The organism is Stappia sp. BW2 (assembly GCF_008107695.1).
GTDB lineage: Bacteria > Pseudomonadota > Alphaproteobacteria > Rhizobiales > Stappiaceae > Roseibium.
In genome coordinates this window covers 99,390-112,916 of the sequence record NZ_VIRG01000054.1, presented here as the reverse complement: position 1 = coordinate 112,916, position 13,527 = coordinate 99,390, and the positions used below count along the sequence as shown (strand labels likewise).

Sequence of the window (13,527 nt, the reverse complement as noted above, 5' to 3'; positions counted from 1 at the left end):
AAATTGGATCCAATATTCAATATATAATATTGAAAATCATTTTCGCTTCACCAATCGGGGCCCATCCCGTAAAACGTGGCCTCAAGGAGATGTGGTCCTATGAAACTGAAAACGATGGATATTTCCGCGACCGCCTCGGCGTCGTCGATTGTGTTCGACGCCCTGCGGAAAGCCATTATCGAGGGCCAGCTCGAAGAAGGGGAACCTCTCCGGCAGGATGAGATCGCCCGCCTGTTCAACACCAGCCGCATTCCAGTGCGCGAGGCGATTTCGCGGCTGGAGGAACAGGGGCTCGTCAAGACACAGCGCTACAAGGGCGCGGTGGTCGCGGGTCTTTCACCGAAGGAAACAGCGGAAGTCTTCGACCTTAGGGCCCTGGTGGAACCGGAAATTATCCGCAATGCGGTGCCGCTAATGTCAAAGGAGATTCTGGAAGATGCGCGGGTAAAATGTGCAGCCTTCTCCTCAGCCACCAACCCGATGACCTATGGCGACCTCAACCGTGATTTTCATGAAACGCTCTACAGCGCCAGCGACCTGAAATTCTTCCAGGAGATCGCCAACAACGCGATTGACCGGGTGGAACGGCAGATACGGGCTCAGCTGGTCATGTCCAACGGCATGGAGCGGGCAGGACGCGAACATTTCGCCATCCTGGAAGCCTGTGAAAAAGGCGACGCGGACCTCGCCTCAAGGCTCATCCGGGAGCATATTCACGGCGCCAAGGCTTCGCTCCTGAAGCATCTGCCGAAGGCATGAACTGGTCAGGGTCCCGTTCAAACGGGACTGATGGACTGTACGGTGCCGGTTTCATCGATGACGCAAACCGCCTGCCCGCCGTCGAAGGTCAGATTCACCTGATAGGCGGTCTCGCCCGAGGGCATGGAACTGACGGGCAGAACATTGCCACCGGCGACTTTCAGCTCTTCAGCGGTCTTCGAGGCACACAGAAGCTGCAGATCCGTCGGCGCGGTTTCGCCCGACGAGCGCACGGCACCGGCGGTCGGGGCCTGATTGGAACTGGTGTTGCAGCCCGCAACCACGGAAAGACCGAGCCCCGCAGCAAGAAGGGCGGCACATTTCCTTGATACAATCTCGTTCATTCCACTCGTCTCCCCACCCATCACCGGCAGATCTCACACGCCCTTGTAAAGCGCGGCCCCCTGCATCAACACAATCACCTTCGCGCCGACTTCCACGCGGCTGTAGAGATCCGCAACATCCTCATTGTTGAGGCGGATACAGCCGGACGAAATGTTGAGACCGATCGTCCAGGGCTGATTGGTGCCGTGGATACGATAGATGGAATCCTTGTTGCCGATATAGAGATACATCGCACGGGCACCGAGCGGATTGTCCGGTCCGCCCGGCATCCCACCCGCCCATTTGGCAGATTCCGGATCACGGGCAATCATTTCGGGCGGCGGTGTCCATGTCGGCCACTCCTGCATGCGGCCGATCTTGACGATACCGGCCCAGCCGAAGCCGTCGCGGCCAACACCAATGCCATAGCGGATCGCCTGGAAGTTGGGTTGGACCAGATACAGGAAGTGCCGGTCGCCATCGATGATGATGGTGCCGGGCTTTTCCGCCGTGCGGAAGGTAACAACCTGTCGCCGGAACTCCTCAGGCGACTGGCCGTGCCGGTTGTAGAATTTTGCCGCCGCGCGCGGCGTGTAATCCACCCACTTGCGTGTCGTCGGATCATAGATTTGCGTCTGGAACGATTGCGCCAACGCCACCCCGGCAAAAGCCAGCACGACAACGGCTGGCAGCCAGCCCAGGACGGCGCGAAATGCGCTCGGCAGCTTGATCATTTGGTCCACTCCCCGATCCTGTCCGCATTCGCGGCAATCCAGTCCCTTGCAACCTCTTCGGCAGGCTTGCCCTCAACGACGACAGCATAGCTCATTCCGGTCACATCCTCCGGCGTCAGTTCCATTTTCGACAGGAAGGAAGCCACGTCCGGCATGCCGCTTTCCAGAGAGGTTGCAAAGGCGATCTTGAAACTGGAGGCATCCCAGGCGGTGTCAGCATGAGACTTTGCCAGCCAGTCGTTGTCCTTGGCCCGGGTGACGATTGTCCAGCGCGCAGGATCATACGCCGGTTCCTCCAGCGTCACGATGTCATGAAGCTCAAAAACATGATGCGGGCCATAACAGTAGAAGACCATGGGTTTGCCGAAGGAGACCGCCGCATCGACGGCCGCCATGGCGACATCTTCCGGCATTTCCAAAAGCGCCATGGTCTGGTCGTAGCCATAGGAATGCGCGCGAATTCTTTCGATCTCCGTCGAAGACCAGCTTGGCGCACCAATCCAGATCTCACCTTTGCCGTCACCGTCGCTGTCGAATTGCGCCGCCATCTCCGGCTTTGCAAGGTCGGCAACCGCCTTGATGCCGGTTTGCTCGACCGTTGCCTGTGTCGCGCAGATATTCTGCGTGGCCGCTACGCTGTTGGGACTGAGAGACAGAACATGTTTTTCCTCGCTCAGCCTCGTCGCCATCGCCGACAGGTTTGGAAACCAGACTTCCGGGTGAACCTGGATTTCGCCCCTGCCGATATCGGCAAGAATTGTCAGCGTCCCGCGCTCGCGCAGTTCCGTTTCAAGACCGAGACGCTCATTCAGAACATCGTGGATGATATGGGCCGTGACCTGCGCCGACGGCCAGGCAGGCACACCGATGACGATGGCATCAGCCTTGACCGGAGTGGCGGCGGCAACCGCCAGAAACGAGGACATGAGTATTGAACGCCACACAGCCATCACTCCCTGCGCACGTGGATCTCTACCATAAACACCGGGACAAATCTTACGCAACGGCAAATAGCAAAGGCAATTTATTCCCGAGCCTCCGCTGCAACGCGGGAGTTCGCAGATATGGCCTCAGTCCAGCAGAACGTCTTCCCGGTAATCAGGCAGCCAGCAGGGCCAATCCAGCTCGCTCTCGATCCTGTAGCGCAGAGCATCGGCGGCATCCGGTTCGCCGTGGGTGATGAAAGTCATTTTCGGCCGCCGCGTGAAATTGCCGAGCCACCGCAGGATCTCGTCCGCATCCGCATGGGCCGAGAGCATGTGCAGATTGCCGACCTCTGCACGGATCGGCACGTCGGACCCGTGGATCCTGACGCTTGTAGCACCGGACGTTATCTTCGCACCGCGCGTCCCGGCTGCCTGAAAGCCCGCAAACAGGATCATGTTGCGATGGTCGGGCGCGTAATGTTTCATATGATGCAGCACACGGCCACCGGTCGCCATGCCGCTGGCCGAGACAATCACCTTGGGCATGCGGTTCCGGTCGAGATCCTTGGATTCCTCGACATCCGCAACGTAGTGCGCCGCTCCGTTCGACCAGTCGCATTCCTCCGCCGTAAGCCGATGGTCGTCCGGGTGTTTGCCGTAGACGTTGGAGGCATTAACCGCCATCGGACTGTCGAGAAAGACCGGAAGATCCGGAATTCGCCCTGCCTTCTTGAGGCTCTGGATGTGGAACAGCAGCGATTGCGCCCGGCCGACGGCGAAGGACGGAATGACGACCGTGCCCCCGTGCCGGGCCGTCTTTGTGATGGCCTCGGCCAGAATATCCTCGGCATCCAGCTTTTCATGCCGCCGGTTGCCATAGGTGGATTCGACCAGCAGATAATCTGCCTCGCGAATGGGTGACGGATCGAACATCGTCGCATCGCCGTAGCGCCCAAGGTCCCCGGAAAAAACAATCCGCGTTCCGTCCCAGGTCAATTCAACGATGGCCGCTCCCAGGATATGCCCGGCCTTGCGGAAGGTGACGCTGAAGGCGTCCAGCATGTCGTGCGCTTCATTGAATGCCACCGGCCGGAACCGGTCCAGCGACTTTTCCGCATCCTTTTTCGTGTAAAGCGGCAGGGCCGGGCGATGCTTGGAGAACCCGTGCCTGTTGGCGAACTCCGCATCCTTTTCCTGCAAAAACCCGCTGTCGGGCAGAAGGATCGCACACAGGTCCCGTGTTGCCTGGGTACAGACGACAGGCCCCTTGAAGCCGTTGCGAACCAGCAGCGGCAGATAACCGGAATGATCCAGATGGGCGTGCGTCAGGATGACCGCGTCAATTGTTTTCGGGTCGACGGGCAGCGGCGCCCAATTCTTGAGCCGCAACTGCTTGTAGCCCTGGAACAGGCCGCAATCGACCAGCACGCGGACACCGTCCTTTTCGAGCAGATACTTTGAGCCCGTAACGGTGCCAACACCGCCCAGAAAAGTCAGTTTCACGCTCATTGCGCTGCATTCTCCCCATCGTTCGCGAAAGGTTCAGGTTCAACGCCTCACCTGCCCGCACAGTTCGGGAAGGGCAGTTTGAATTCATGCATGAAATCAGAAACTTGCGCAAGTGTCCCTTTGTCACGGAGGTCATGCGATATCGCAGCGCAGCAGTTTTTTGCCTGTTGAAGACCACCAGATCTGGCCGGAAATTTCCGCCTGAGCGAACGAGCACATTGAAAAATGCTGCATTGCAACATATCTTAGTGCTCTGATGCACCGACAGGCCGTGAATGGTTTACCGCCGATCGCCGCTGACAAGCGGCCGGGCATCTAACTCAAGCAAAAAACATCATGAGGAAACGTTTCGGGGTGGGACCAAACTTCGTGGAAAGGAACACGGACCTTGAAACAGACCGTTTCACACAGCCCTTCAAGGGCGCGCAGGACACGCGTAAACCTGGCACTCCAGGGTGGCGGTGCCCATGGCGCCTTCACCTGGGGCGTCCTGGACCGTCTCCTGGAGGAAGAGACACTTCAGATCAACGCCCTTTCGGGCACCTCGGCCGGCGCAATGAATGCGGCGGCGCTTCTGACCGGCCTTGAGAAAGGCGGACATGAGGAGGCACGCGCAGCACTGGCAGGCTTCTGGAAAACGGTTTCCAAGCGCAGCCGGTTTACCCCCTTCAACATGACGACATCCAGGGCAGTGCTCGGTGGATTGGGGATCGATTTCGAAAAATTGCCATTTCTGTTCGGCGCAGGCATGTCATTCCTGTCGCCCTACGATCTCAACCCGGCAGGCTTCAATCCCTTGCGGGAAATCATAGAAGAAACCATCGACATCGAAGCAATCTCCCGCTCCGAAATTGCTCTGCATGTCACGGCAACTCACGTCGGTTCGGGTGAAGCACGCATCTTTTCCAACGACTCCATCAGCGCCGACGTTCTTCTGGCCTCCGCCTGCCTCCCTTCCCTCTTCCACGCGGTCGAGATCGATGGCGAGCACTACTGGGACGGCGGCTATACCGGCAATCCCAGCCTGATGCCTCTCGTGCTGGAATCGGGGGATGCCGACCTGCTGCTGGTGCAGACCAGCCCGACCGAACGCGTTGCCCTGCCACAGGATGCCCGGCAGATCGCCGCGCGTGAAAAGGAGATTTCCTTCAATGCGCCCTTGATAAAGGAATTGCGGCTTCTGGCTGAACTGCAGCACCAGGCCGGCACAAAAGCGCCGTCCGTCCGGCCGGGTTTCCTGCCGAGCCTGACCGGACGTACTGCAAGTGCGGGACGATCCGGCTCCACGGGTGAAGCCGACCGCCCCACGAGCTCCATCGCCGATCTGCGGGTCCACCGCATTGCCGGTGCCGTCATGAATGGCCACAGCGACCAGTCGAAGCTCAACTCCACCTGGCCTTTTCTGGAGCAATTGCGCGAGGAAGGCCGCAGTGCGGCCGACGAGTTCCTGCAACACCATGGCGCGCAACTCGGGCGGCGGTCTACCCTGGACCTCAGCCAATGGCTGCAACGACCGGATGCCGCTCCTCTGCGAAAGGCAAAGGCCTCCTGAATCACTCCCCCTGAACGGTCAGCGTGGCAGCAGGCCGTTCAGGATGAGCTGAATCGTGTGGTTGAGATAAGTCCGAATATCCGACACGCCGGTGATCACGTCAGGCGCCCTGGGGCGGAACAGCCGGGCCGCGATGAGGACATCCAGAAGATATTTCGCGGTGTCCCGGGAAGACTGGGTCACGATCCGGCCCTTCGCGACTTCCTCCTCCACCCAGGCCGTCACCACGTCATGCAGTTCGCTGCCGCAGGCCCTTCTCAAAAGCACGCCCAGCTCCTCGTTGGCGACGGCCTCCACATAGAACAGGCGCATTTCGGCAGCTTGCTGAAGATGTTTTTCGTCGCTCTGGTCAACCTTGAAAAGCGCCTTGAGGGCCTCTTCAAGCGTCTCGGCCTCCCGCCCCGCCGGAATATCAAGGAGGTTGGCGCGGTGGCGCATGGCAAGTTCCGCGAACAGTTCGATTTTCGAGGGAAACAGCTCGTAGAGTGTTCGCTTCGAGATACCGGTGTTCTTGGCGACCAGCGCCATGGTGGTGCCGTTGTAGGAATGTTTCTGGAACGTGCTGAAAGCAATCTCGACGACACGCGCTTTCAGCGTTGCCTCGTCGTGAACCTTCTGGCGTCCACGCTGCCGCTGTTCAGCGCCATCGTCCTGGCACGCCGGACAGGTTTCCGTTGCTACGTCTGTATTTCCTGAAGAGCTCATCATGTCTCCTCCCCTCAATACGCACAAATACCGAATTTCGATTGACTAGGGAACCTCTGACATAATAATGGTACTCAGGAGTTTTCTAATGCTCCTCAGCATTTGCGACCAACGAGGTTCCTCCCGGAAATGACGTGTATCCCTCTCGGTTCGAGCACTGCGTTCCTGTGCTCAGCGAAGAAGCCGTTTCGTGCTTTTCTTTTCGCCTTTCTGATGTCCTCCAGCCTGGCGTCCGGTGGTGCTCAAGCCCAGCAGATGGGAGGTGCCGCGCCCAAGCCGGAAGTCGGTGTCGTTGAACTGCAACCGGAATCGGTGGCAATCACCGCCAAGCTGTCGGGCAGGATTGCGGCCTCCCTGGATGCGGAAGTCCGTCCGGAGGTTGGCGGTATCATCAAGGAGCGGCTGTTCAAGGAAGGCACCGAGGTAAGCGCCGGGGACGTGCTCTACCGGATCGAGGACGATCTCTACAAGGCAGCGCACGACAGCGCCCTGGCCGCCCTGCAAAGAGCGGAAGCCGCTCTGCCGAGCGCCCGGACCAAGGTTGAACGTTACGAGGAACTGATCACGCAGAACGCGGTCGCCAAGCAGGAGCTGGATGACGCCAAGGCGGCCCTCGCCCAGGCGAAAGCAGACATTGCCTCGGCGAAAGCCAGCGTGCAAACCGCAAGGATCAATCTCGACAACACCGTGATCAAGGCACCGATTTCAGGCCGCGTCGAAGCGTCGACGCTGAATGTCGGCGCCTTGGTGACTGCCAGCCAGCCGGCGCCACTGACCATTATCCGCCAGCTTGATCCGATCAATGTCGACGTCACCCAGTCGAGCACCAACCTGTTGAAGTTGCGCAAGGCTGTGCGCGAAGGCCGCATCAAGCTGTCCGGTGAAAACGTACGGGTGCGTCTGCTGCTGGAGACGGGTGAAGAATACTCGGAAACCGGCAAGCTGGAATTCTCGGAAGCGCACGTGGACCCGACCACGGGCACCTATACGCTGCGTGCTGAGTTCCCGAACCCCGACCGGCTTCTCCTGCCGGGCATGTACGTTCAGGCGATTGTCGAGGAGGGCATCGCCCAGAACTCCTTCCTGGTGCCGCAGCGCGCGGTGTCGCGCAATGCCAGGGGTGAACCGACAGCCCTGTTTCTCACCCGGGACGGCAAGGTGGAAGAACGCGTCCTCAGGGTGGAAGGCGACATTGGCAACAACTGGCTGGTCAACGAGGGCATCTCGCAGGGAGACAAGGTCATCGTTGAAGGATCGCTGTTCGTGCGGGCAGGCCAGGAAGCCACCGGTACTCTGGTGACCATTGACGAAGCAACCGGGGAGGTGGAAAGCCGCGGTGAGGCGGTGAAAAACACGGGTGAGACTTCCGACTGATGTCAGCTTTCTTCATCGACAGGCCGATTTTCGCCTGGGTTATCGCCATTGTCACCATGCTGGCAGGCGCACTGGCCATCACCACCCTTTCCGTTTCACAATATCCGCAGATCGCGCCGACCACGGTCAACATCAGCGCCAACTATCCCGGCGCCGATGCAGCGACGGTTGAAAACTCGATTACCAAGGTGATCGAGCAGGGCATGTCCGGGATCGATTATCTGGACTACATGACCGCAACCTCGTCGAACACCGGTTCGGCCCAGATCTCGCTGACATTCTCGTCCAAGGCCGATCCGGACGTTGCCCAGATGCAGGTGCAGAACAAGCTGCAGCTCGTCTCCAGCCAGCTCCCGCAGATCGTGCAGAACACCGGCATCACCGTTACCAAGTCGACCTCCGGCTTCCTGATGGTGCTTGGCTTCGTTTCGACCGACGGACGCCTGACCTCCACCGACATTGCCGACTATGTCGACAACACGCTGAACGACACGCTGAAACGTGTCGAGGGTGTCGGGGAAACCCGGCTGTTCGGTTCCGGCTATGCCATGCGCATCTGGCTCGACCCGACGAAGCTGCTGAAATACAACCTGATGCCGAGCGATGTCAGCTCCGCCATTCAGGCCCAGAACACCCAGGTTTCCGCCGGTCAGCTCGGCGGCCTTCCTCAGGTCGAAGGTCAGCAGCTCAACGCGACCATCACAGCCTCCAGCCGCCTGCAGACGGCCCAGCAGTTCCGCGACATCATTCTGAAAAGCTCCGAAGACGGCTCGGTGGTCCGCCTCAACGATGTGGCCCGGGTGGAAGTCGCCAACGAAAGCTACAGCACCTCGGCTTTCTACAACGGCATGCCGGCCTCCGGCCTTGCCGTCTCGCTCGCGACCGGCGCCAACGCCATCGACACCGCCGAGAGGGTGCGCGACACCATCGACAGGCTGTCCTCGACGCTGCCCGCCGGGGTCGAGGTGGTTTACCCCTATGACACCACCCCCTTCGTGAAGCTCTCCATCGAGAAGGTGGTTCACACGCTGCTGGAAGCGGTCGTGCTGGTGTTCCTGGTGATGTATCTCTTTCTCCAGAACCTGCGCGCGACCATCATTCCGACACTCGCCGTGCCGGTGGTTCTGCTGGGCACCTTCGGGGTTCTCGCCCTGTTCGGTTATTCGATCAACACATTGACGATGTTCGCCATGGTGCTTGCCATCGGGCTATTGGTGGACGACGCCATCGTCGTGGTGGAAAACGTCGAACGCGTGATGGCCGAGGAAGGCCTGCCCCCTCGCGAGGCCACTCGCAAATCCATGAAGGAAATCACCGGTGCGCTGATCGGCATTGCGGTGGTGCTGTCCGCCGTGTTCGTGCCGATGGCATTTTTTGGCGGGTCGGTCGGTATCATCTACCGGCAGTTCTCGATCACCATCGTCTCGGCCATGGTGCTGTCGGTGTTCGTTGCCCTCATCCTCACGCCTGCGCTCTGCGCGACCATCCTGAAAAAGGGCGATCACGGCCATAGTCGCGGCCCCTTCGCCTGGTTCAACAAGGGCTTTGATGCCAGTGCAAACGGGTATCGCGCAGCCAATGGCGGCATCCTGAAACGCGGCAAGCGCTTTCTCGTATTGTTCATCGCCATTGGCGTTGCCATGGGCTGGATGTTCAACCGCCTGCCGAGCTCCTTCCTGCCGCAGGAAGACCAGGGCATTCTGATTGCCATGGTCAACCTGCCCGTGGGCGCCACCCAGGGCCGGACACTGAGCGTGCTCGACAAGGTGCGCACCCACTTCATGGAAAACGAACCGGATGCGGTCGACAGCGTCTTCACCGTCGCCGGCTTCGGTTTCGGCGGTCAGGGCCAGAACGTCGGCCTTGCCTTCGTCCGCATGAAGGACTTCACCGAGCGTGAAGACCCGAGACTTGCCGCCCAGGCCGTCGCCGGGCGCGCCATGGGGGCCTTCTCGCAGCTCAAGGACGCTCGCGTGTTCGCGCTTGCCCCGCCTGCCATTCAGGGCATGGGCAACACCAACGGCTTTTCCTTCTACTTGCAGGACATCAACGGCGCCGGTCATGAGCGGCTGATGGAAGTTCGCAACCAGCTTCTGGGCATGGCCGCCCAGTCCGGCAAACTGGCTGCGACACGGCCCAACGGCCAGGAAGACCAGCCGCAGTTCAAGGTCGACATCGACACGCAAAAGGCGCGCCTGCTCGACCTCGGCATCCCCGACATCAACAACACCTTGTCGATTGCCTGGGGCTCCGACTACGTCAACGACTTCATGGACCGCGGCCGCATCAAGCCGGTCTACGTTCAGGCCGATGCTCCGTTTCGGATGCAGCCGTCCGACCTGAACCTGTGGCACGTTCGCAATTCCAATGGCGACATGGTGCCCTTCAACGCCTTTGCCTCCTCGCGCTGGGCCTACGGCTCACCAAGGCTTGAGCGCTTCAACGGCGCGTCCGCGGTGGAACTGCAGGGCCAGGCGGCTCCCGGTGTCAGTTCGGGCGATGCCATGGCGGAAGTCGATGCGCTTGTTTCCCAGCTCCCGACAGGCTTCATTCACCAATGGACCGGCCTGTCCTATCAGGAACGGCTATCGGGTGATCAGGCCGCTTCGCTTTATGCAATCTCGATCCTGATCGTGTTCCTGTGTCTTGCCGCGCTCTATGAAAGCTGGTCGATCCCCTTCGCGGTGATGCTGTCGGTGCCCATCGGTATCTTCGGCGCATTGGCCGCAGCGCTCATCTTCGGACAGACCAACGACGTCTACTTCAAGGTCGGCCTGCTGACGACCATCGGGCTGGCGGCGAAGAACGCCATCCTGATCGTGGAGTTCGCCATCGAACGTCAACGCCAGGGCAAGGACCTGCTGGAGGCAACGCTTGATGCCGCCCGTCAGCGGCTCCGGCCAATCCTGATGACGTCCTTCGCCTTCATTCTGGGCGTGACGCCGCTTGCACTCGCCACGGGCGCAGGCTCGGGCGCGCAGAACTCCATCGGCATCGGCGTCATGGGCGGCATGATCTCCTCCACCTTGCTCGGCATCTTCTTCGTGCCGCTTCTCTTCGTCACCGTCCGGCGCATCTTCAGCCGCAAACAGACGAACGAAGCCGCTCCCGATACGACAGGCAGCACAGCCCATTGAGAGAGTTTCCATGACCCTTTTCAAACCTGATACCGGCCCTGCCTGCGCCGCCCCCTCTCAACGCCGCAAGACCTGGCGGCGGCTCGGTGCGGGCCTGATGGCGGCAACACTGCTGAGCGCCTGTTCCGTCGGCCCCGATTACCAGCGGCCGGACGTCTCCGTCCCCGGCAAGTGGCGCAATACCACCAGCGAAACACCCGCGTCCGTGCCTCAGCTTGCCAACTGGTGGACACAGCTGGGCGATGCACAGCTCAACAGCCTGATTGCGCTCGCGGTTCAGAAAAACCTGGACGTCCGCACCGCCAAGGCCAAGGTACGCGAAGCGCGGGCCAGCTACAAGCAGGCCTCCGCCTCGCTCTTTCCCAGCCTTGACGGCGCGGCCGGACTGAACCGGTCCAAATCGAGCGGGTCCGACAGTGTCAACACGCTGTGGAACGGCGGCTTCGATGCGGCCTGGGAGATCGACATCTTCGGCGCCAATCGCCGGGCGCGGGAAGCTGCCAAATACGGTCTCGACGCTGCCGAGGAAGAGCTGAGGGCAAGCCTCCTGACCCTGATCGGCGACCTTGCCACAAACTATGTCGAGGCCCGTGGTCTCCAGCAGCGGGTGAAACTGGCGCAGGACACTGCAAGGTCGCAACATTCCTCGGCCAACCTCATTCGCAAGCGGTTCCAGGCAGGCTCGTCCTCCGGTCTCGACGTTGCCAATGCGGAAGGCCAGGCAGCATCGACCGAGTCCAATATTCCGGCCCTGAAGACGGCTCTCGCCGCCTCCATGCACCGCTTGAGCGTCCTGACCGGTCAGCAGCCAACCGCGCTCACCGACCAGTTGTTGAAAAGCAGCCGTATTCCGACACCGAAGCTGCCGATCCCTGTCGGTATTCCGGCAAGCATCCTGCTGACGCGCCCGGACGTACGCCTGGCAGAACGCAAGCTTGCGGAATCGACGGCGAAGATCGGACAGGCAACGGCAGCGCGCTATCCCTCCGTCAGCCTGACCGGTTCCATCGGTACGGCGGCAGCCGATTTCGGCGATCTCGGCAAGAATTCGTCGATCAGCTGGGCCTTTGGCCCGTCCCTCTCCGTGCCGATCTTCAATGCCGGCAAACTGGCGGCAGGCGTGGAGATTGCCGAAGCCCAGCGCGACCAATATTTCCTCGCCTATCAGGCTTCGGTTCTGACAGCGCTGGAAGACGTCGAAAACGCACTTGTCGGCCTCACACAGGAACGCAAACGCGTCGCCAGCCAGGCGCGCGCAGCAGCGAACTTCAAGTCGGCGGCGGAACTGTCCAGATCGCTCTATCAGACCGGCGCGGCCAGCTTCCTTGACGCTCTCGACGCGGAACGCTCGACCTACTCCGCCCAGGACACGCTCATCCAGAGCCGTGTCCGCCTGACCACCTATTACATCGCCCTGCAAAAAGCGCTTGGCGGCGGCTGGACCGGCAAGGTGGAAACCGACAAGCCGGAAGTGGTCGACAAGAACACCGGCCCGCATCTGTCCGTGGCTTACTGAGGGTGCGTTGATAATTCCGATCTTTGTCGAACAGACATCGGAGGAAAGGCCTTTCGGCCAAATTCGAAACAACCAGGACTGAGCAAGGGCCAGCCGCCCCTGCTCAGTCCTTTTTGCTTTTGAACGCCTTCAGCAAATCGGCGACCAGCGGGTTGGGGAAACGCCGATGCAGCGTAACGGCGAAGAACTCCTCCTTGAGCCCTTCCAGCCTGCCCAGTTCGATAAGCCGCCCGGAGGCCAGTTCGTCTCTGACGACGATCGGCGGAATGACGGCAAGCCCCGCATGCGCACGGGCAAGCAGGCGGATCATCGCCATGTCATCGGCTTCCGCGGCAACTTTCGGGGCAAGACCCAGTTGCTCCACCATCGCGTCGAAGGAGGCCCGCAGGGCCGACTCCGGTGTCGGCAGGATCAACGGCTGGGACGACAGCAGCTCCGGCATCGGCCGCCCGACAAGTCCAGTCGCGGTCGCCGGACCGACCAGGCTGACCGGCTGCTCGGACAGCCCATGCACCAGATAGGGGCTGGATGCATCGCGCGCCGGCACAAGGTTTGTCAGAACGACATCAATCGCCAGCGCTTCCAATGCCCTCAAAAGGTCTCCCTGCGCTCCAGAGCGAAGCACCACTTCGACATCCGAACGCCCGATCAGGGGTTCGATAAAACCGATCTGAAAGTTTCGCGACAGCGTTGCAAGGGAGCCGACCCGCAAAGCCCTGCGCTCTGTGCCGGTGTTGCGGAGCGTCGCCGTGAGGTCATCCGCGGTGCGGAAGATCGCTTCCGCGTGATCAAGGGCGATCCGGCCGGCCTCCGTCAGCACGAGACCTCTGCCGCGCCGTTCGAACAGGTCGTGACCAAGGGCGGCTTCCAACGTCTTTATCTGCGAGGAAAGCGCCGATTGCGAGAGGTTCAGCACCCGGGCTGCGCCCGTCAACGTTCCATCCCGCGCAACTGCCCGGAAAAGCCGAAGATGATGAAGGTTCAGCACGAC

The 13,527-nt window shown here is 60.7% G+C and carries 11 protein-coding genes; 5 read left to right on the top strand and 6 right to left on the bottom strand.

What is annotated here, in order from left to right; translation table 11 throughout:
* Positions 1 to 99: 99 nt before the first annotated feature.
* Positions 100 to 759 (top strand): GntR family transcriptional regulator, encoded by a 660-nt coding sequence (locus FMN63_RS06575; protein WP_148583164.1) that lies wholly within the window; start codon positions 100 to 102, stop codon positions 757 to 759.
* Positions 760 to 776: 17 nt separating this feature from the next.
* On the opposite strand, the gene FMN63_RS06570 is transcribed toward FMN63_RS06575, so the two are convergent.
* From FMN63_RS06570 to FMN63_RS06555, 4 genes are all read right to left on the bottom strand, one after another.
* Positions 777 to 1,103, bottom strand: a complete 327-nt coding sequence (locus FMN63_RS06570; protein ID WP_148583163.1) for a hypothetical protein — start codon at positions 1,101 to 1,103, stop codon at positions 777 to 779.
* A 33-nt stretch (positions 1,104 to 1,136) separates the two neighbouring features.
* A complete protein-coding gene (locus FMN63_RS06565) occupies positions 1,137 to 1,817 on the bottom strand; it encodes a L,D-transpeptidase (RefSeq protein ID WP_148583162.1) in 681 nt (226 codons plus the stop codon).
* Positions 1,814 to 2,743 (bottom strand): ABC transporter substrate-binding protein, encoded by a 930-nt coding sequence (locus FMN63_RS06560; protein WP_209000978.1) that lies wholly within the window; start codon positions 2,741 to 2,743, stop codon positions 1,814 to 1,816. The genes FMN63_RS06565 and FMN63_RS06560 overlap by 4 nt, the downstream gene beginning before the upstream one ends.
* Positions 2,744 to 2,887: 144 nt before the next feature.
* Entirely contained in the window at positions 2,888 to 4,252 is a 1,365-nt protein-coding gene (locus FMN63_RS06555) for an MBL fold metallo-hydrolase RNA specificity domain-containing protein (RefSeq protein ID WP_205513884.1), read from the bottom strand.
* Positions 4,253 to 4,640: 388 nt separating this feature from the next.
* Here FMN63_RS06555 and FMN63_RS06550 point away from each other — a divergent pair, with 388 nt between their 5' ends.
* On the top strand, positions 4,641 to 5,804 hold the full coding sequence (locus FMN63_RS06550) for a patatin-like phospholipase family protein (RefSeq protein ID WP_148583160.1): 1,164 nt from the start codon (positions 4,641 to 4,643) through the stop codon (positions 5,802 to 5,804).
* Positions 5,805 to 5,822: 18 nt separating this feature from the next.
* Here FMN63_RS06550 and FMN63_RS06545 read toward each other — a convergent pair whose 3' ends face one another.
* The gene (locus tag FMN63_RS06545) at positions 5,823 to 6,509 is read right to left on the bottom strand and encodes a TetR/AcrR family transcriptional regulator (RefSeq protein ID WP_162529996.1); all 687 of its coding nucleotides are present in this window, start codon (positions 6,507 to 6,509) and stop codon (positions 5,823 to 5,825) included.
* A 213-nt stretch (positions 6,510 to 6,722) separates the two neighbouring features.
* On the opposite strand from FMN63_RS06545, the gene FMN63_RS06540 reads away from it, so the two are divergent.
* The 3 genes from FMN63_RS06540 to FMN63_RS06530 are packed head-to-tail and all read left to right on the top strand — an operon-like array spanning position 6,723 to position 12,536.
* The gene (locus FMN63_RS06540) at positions 6,723 to 7,883 is read left to right on the top strand and encodes an efflux RND transporter periplasmic adaptor subunit (RefSeq protein WP_148583158.1); all 1,161 of its coding nucleotides are present in this window, start codon (positions 6,723 to 6,725) and stop codon (positions 7,881 to 7,883) included.
* A complete protein-coding gene (locus FMN63_RS06535) occupies positions 7,883 to 11,020 on the top strand; it encodes an efflux RND transporter permease subunit (protein ID WP_148583157.1) in 3,138 nt (1,045 codons plus the stop codon). Before FMN63_RS06540 ends, FMN63_RS06535 begins: the two co-directional genes overlap by 1 nt.
* A gap of 10 nt (positions 11,021 to 11,030) precedes the next feature.
* Positions 11,031 to 12,536, top strand: coding sequence for an efflux transporter outer membrane subunit (locus FMN63_RS06530; RefSeq protein WP_148583156.1), 1,506 nt, complete (start codon positions 11,031 to 11,033; stop codon positions 12,534 to 12,536).
* A 103-nt stretch (positions 12,537 to 12,639) separates the two neighbouring features.
* Here FMN63_RS06530 and FMN63_RS06525 read toward each other — a convergent pair whose 3' ends face one another.
* Positions 12,640 to 13,524: a LysR family transcriptional regulator gene (locus tag FMN63_RS06525; protein ID WP_148583155.1), complete on the bottom strand. Its 885-nt coding sequence runs from the start codon at positions 13,522 to 13,524 to the stop codon at positions 12,640 to 12,642.
* Between the last annotated feature and the right edge of the window lie 3 nt (positions 13,525 to 13,527).

Coding starts and splice junctions, on each gene's coding strand:
- FMN63_RS06575 (WP_148583164.1), top strand. CDS start 100: ATGAAACTGAAAACGATGGATATTTCCGCGACCGCCTCGGCGTCGTCG.
- FMN63_RS06570 (WP_148583163.1), bottom strand. CDS start 1,103: ATGAACGAGATTGTATCAAGGAAATGTGCCGCCCTTCTTGCTGCGGGG.
- FMN63_RS06565 (WP_148583162.1), bottom strand. CDS start 1,817: ATGATCAAGCTGCCGAGCGCATTTCGCGCCGTCCTGGGCTGGCTGCCA.
- FMN63_RS06560 (WP_209000978.1), bottom strand. CDS start 2,743: ATGTCCTCGTTTCTGGCGGTTGCCGCCGCCACTCCGGTCAAGGCTGAT.
- FMN63_RS06555 (WP_205513884.1), bottom strand. CDS start 4,252: ATGAGCGTGAAACTGACTTTTCTGGGCGGTGTTGGCACCGTTACGGGC.
- FMN63_RS06545 (WP_162529996.1), bottom strand. CDS start 6,509: ATGAGCTCTTCAGGAAATACAGACGTAGCAACGGAAACCTGTCCGGCG.
- FMN63_RS06540 (WP_148583158.1), top strand. CDS start 6,723: ATGTCCTCCAGCCTGGCGTCCGGTGGTGCTCAAGCCCAGCAGATGGGA.
- FMN63_RS06535 (WP_148583157.1), top strand. CDS start 7,883: ATGTCAGCTTTCTTCATCGACAGGCCGATTTTCGCCTGGGTTATCGCC.
- FMN63_RS06530 (WP_148583156.1), top strand. CDS start 11,031: ATGACCCTTTTCAAACCTGATACCGGCCCTGCCTGCGCCGCCCCCTCT.